Source organism: Wolbachia endosymbiont of Tettigetta isshikii, assembly GCF_041154185.1.
GTDB lineage: Bacteria > Pseudomonadota > Alphaproteobacteria > Rickettsiales > Anaplasmataceae > Wolbachia.
The window spans coordinates 1-3,226 of record NZ_JBFTEN010000040.1 but is presented as its reverse complement, the minus strand read 5'-3'; the positions used below and the strand labels follow the sequence as shown (position 1 = coordinate 3,226).

General features: G+C 30.8%; 1 protein-coding gene. It reads right to left on the bottom strand.

All coding sequences use genetic code 11. The features are described from left to right. Nucleotides 1-441: 441 nt before the first annotated feature. Nucleotides 442-3,226: ankyrin repeat domain-containing protein (locus tag AB6N09_RS05620; RefSeq protein ID WP_411131947.1), on the bottom strand; the 2,785-nt coding region annotated here is incomplete at its 5' end.

The window sequence follows — 3,226 nt, the reverse complement described above, 5'->3', positions numbered from 1 at the left end:
TAAAAAGCATATAGTTAAAGATTAATTACTGAAGATCAAACATCTGAAGCAGTATGCAATTGAAGAATAAATTTCTGAAATGTTTGTATTAAACAGAAACGTTATTAATTCCTAGTAGACCTATTCCTAGTATCTGGAACAGAAAGGCACTGAAACATTAGAATTAATTGACCAAAGAATACAATGTGTTAGATTTTGCTATGAAACACAATAACGCATTAAAACTATTGTTTTAAGGCAAGTAGTATTGCGTAATTTTACAGGGATTATTATCTTTACGCAATTAGGCATTGAATACAGTAATAAATGTTATCCAACAAAGAATACAAATTTTTTTTAGTGTATTTTATTTATGAGAGCCACACCTCTTTGTGCACTCTCTTATGTGGACACTACACTATGGATCATAATGTAGTCTTACAGTTCACATGTACCTACACCCTACTTCTTAGTTTTTGTTAGTGCAGCGATGTCAACATTCACTTCTTTTTCCAGCATAATCTTAGCAACATCAATATGATTGTTTTGTATTGCATAGTGTAAAGGTGAAAAACCAGCTATATCTTTGGTATTAGTATTAGCATTATTTTTTAGTAGAATTTCAACAGCATCTTTGTGACCATTTTTAGCTGCAATATGTAATGGTGTTTTGCCACTATTATCTAGATTATCAACGTATACACCTGTTTCTCTTATAAAAAATTCCACAATATTTTTCCTTCCATGTGCAGCAGCAATATGAAGTGGACTCTGACCATTCACATCTTTAACATTGACACCTAATTTTTGATCAATGATAAATTTTATAACCTCGAGACCAGGTCCATGAGCAGCAAAATGTAATGTAGTTGATGAGTTAATACTTCTAGCATTGATATCAGCTCCTTTTCTGAGATAACTCTTTAAGTCTTCAAGATTTCCTTGTTCCAACGCAGCAAACATTTTTTCCTGATTAGTAATAGTAATAAGACTTTGATCGTATTTATCCTTCAGTTTGGAAGGATCATCTCTTACCAACTTGCCAACTTTCTTCTTACTTTTTATTACATTTTCTGAAATAAGTTTTTTAGCGTTCAAGATAACTGCTATTGAGGGATCAGATAACAACACATCAACTAAGGTATTATCGTGTGCTAAGTGATTACGCAAACATTTTCCAGTTAATAAAGGAGTGTTATCATCTAAAAAAAGTAGATTGTTTTCTAGATGCTTCTCTGATCTACCTAAGATTGACATTATATCCAGAACAAGCATTTCTACTACTGCTTGCAACTTTTTATTTCTCTTGTAGGAAGGGAGCTTTTCAATTAACTTGCCACTTAATGCGTTATTCCTCAAAATACTTTTCAGTTCAGATAACTTCAGTTCAAACTGGTTATTATATTTTTCTTCTGTTATATTGTAAGCCTTCCTTTGTTTATATAAAGGAATAAACGAACCTTTCTCATTCAACTTGTCTCTCAATTCCTCAATCCATTTAAGGTCACCTGTACCAAATTCAGCAATGTAAAAAATCTCACAAGTTAATCTATTTACTTTATCAAGGTTGTCATCCTGTATTCTTAACCTAGCACTATGAGAAATTTTCATTGATAGTTCGGTAATTTCTTTAAGACTGTGAGACTCTATTTGGGAAGGAATATTCTTTAGTGTTTTATTAGCAAAGAATTTCATTCCTCTAATAACATTATGGTTAATCTTACTGTCGTTAAAAGCAACACCTAAGATCTTTAATGATTCAAATGCCGTAATATAAACAGTTCTGATATTTTTTGTTTTAGTTTTTGCAAAATTTATTATGTTAACAATTTTATTAAACAGCTCCTTTTCATAATTTGTCTGGTCAGTTATATTATTGCTTAATTCTTTAATGAGTTTTTCAAGCTTATCATGTTCCATCACTTTAAAACTCTCTGTAATCATTTTATCTAATTCAACGTTACTGGTACTAAATATTCCAGCAACTTCTTTTATCTCGTCTAAGCTTTCACTGTTAGTAATTTTCTTTAGCAATATTCTGATCATTTTGATCTTGTTGTTGTAAAGAATATCAGTAATTACATTATCGATTCTTTCAGTATCATTTTGAACACCAATAAAAAAGTTAACATCTGTATTTTCCTCAATCTCTGTTCTCTTAGACAGCGAGTAAGCATGTGATAGTGAATTACGTAAATCTATAATGACTTCTCTTGTGTTCTTTGGTAATGATAGTAAAAGAAGCTCGCTTGTAGTGCTAGATAACTTAGGAGATTCTAGAGTGTTTTTTAAATATTCACCAATAACCTGTAAAACCCTTGTAATAATTAACTGACCTTCCCTTTGTTTAGGATCAGTCGATAATGCCAGCTTTATATAATCACTTATTTTCTCTAAAGAACGGATATCCCTAATTTGTTGATAATCGCTATACAACTCTCCAAATTGAGGATAATTGCTAACAATCTCTGCAACAACTTTCTCACGTTTTAACTTTGGGAGATCAGCAAATTTACCAATGTCCACATCTTCTATAATATCTTTTTCTTCTTCAAGTTTCTTTGCAAAATTTTCTAAGTGGTTTAGTATTTTACTTTTATTCAATGTGGCATTATAGAATAGATTAATTTCTTGTTGTTTTATTTGAGAAGAAACAAAACTGACCAAACAAAATTCAATTTCTTCCCAAGGTAACCTATCATAGGTTGACTTCAACTGTCGTTTTAATATATGAATATTTTGTGCAATAAATTTTGCTATGAATAAAAACTTTTCGTCTGCTTTTCCTGTGTGTGAGTACTCTGCCTTTAACAAGCTAATATTTTGAAGTACTAACTCAATCCGCTGTCTGATGTTATTAAGATAACTCTTCACATTCCGATCTTGTCCAGAAACATTAGAAAAAAAACGGAGATTTATTAACTTATTTTCAACAAAAATTTCTATCTCTTCTGACAATGGTACGTTCTTTAGTTTTAATTCCTCATAAGCTCGTGAAAGAATTTCATCTAATTCCCTGAAATGAATAGCAAAATAATTGCCTGGCCATTTATTAATGAGTGTATCAAGAAGCTCAACATTGCCTGAACGTATAGCATAATAAAATGCATTATGACACGTTTCATCCTCATCATCTGGTAATATAGTAGTTCCTCTGATGCCAACAGATAAAGTACTGAGAATTTTACTATTACTGCCAAGTAGGTAATCTAAAATTTTTACCTTATTATGTTTACAAGCTAAGATA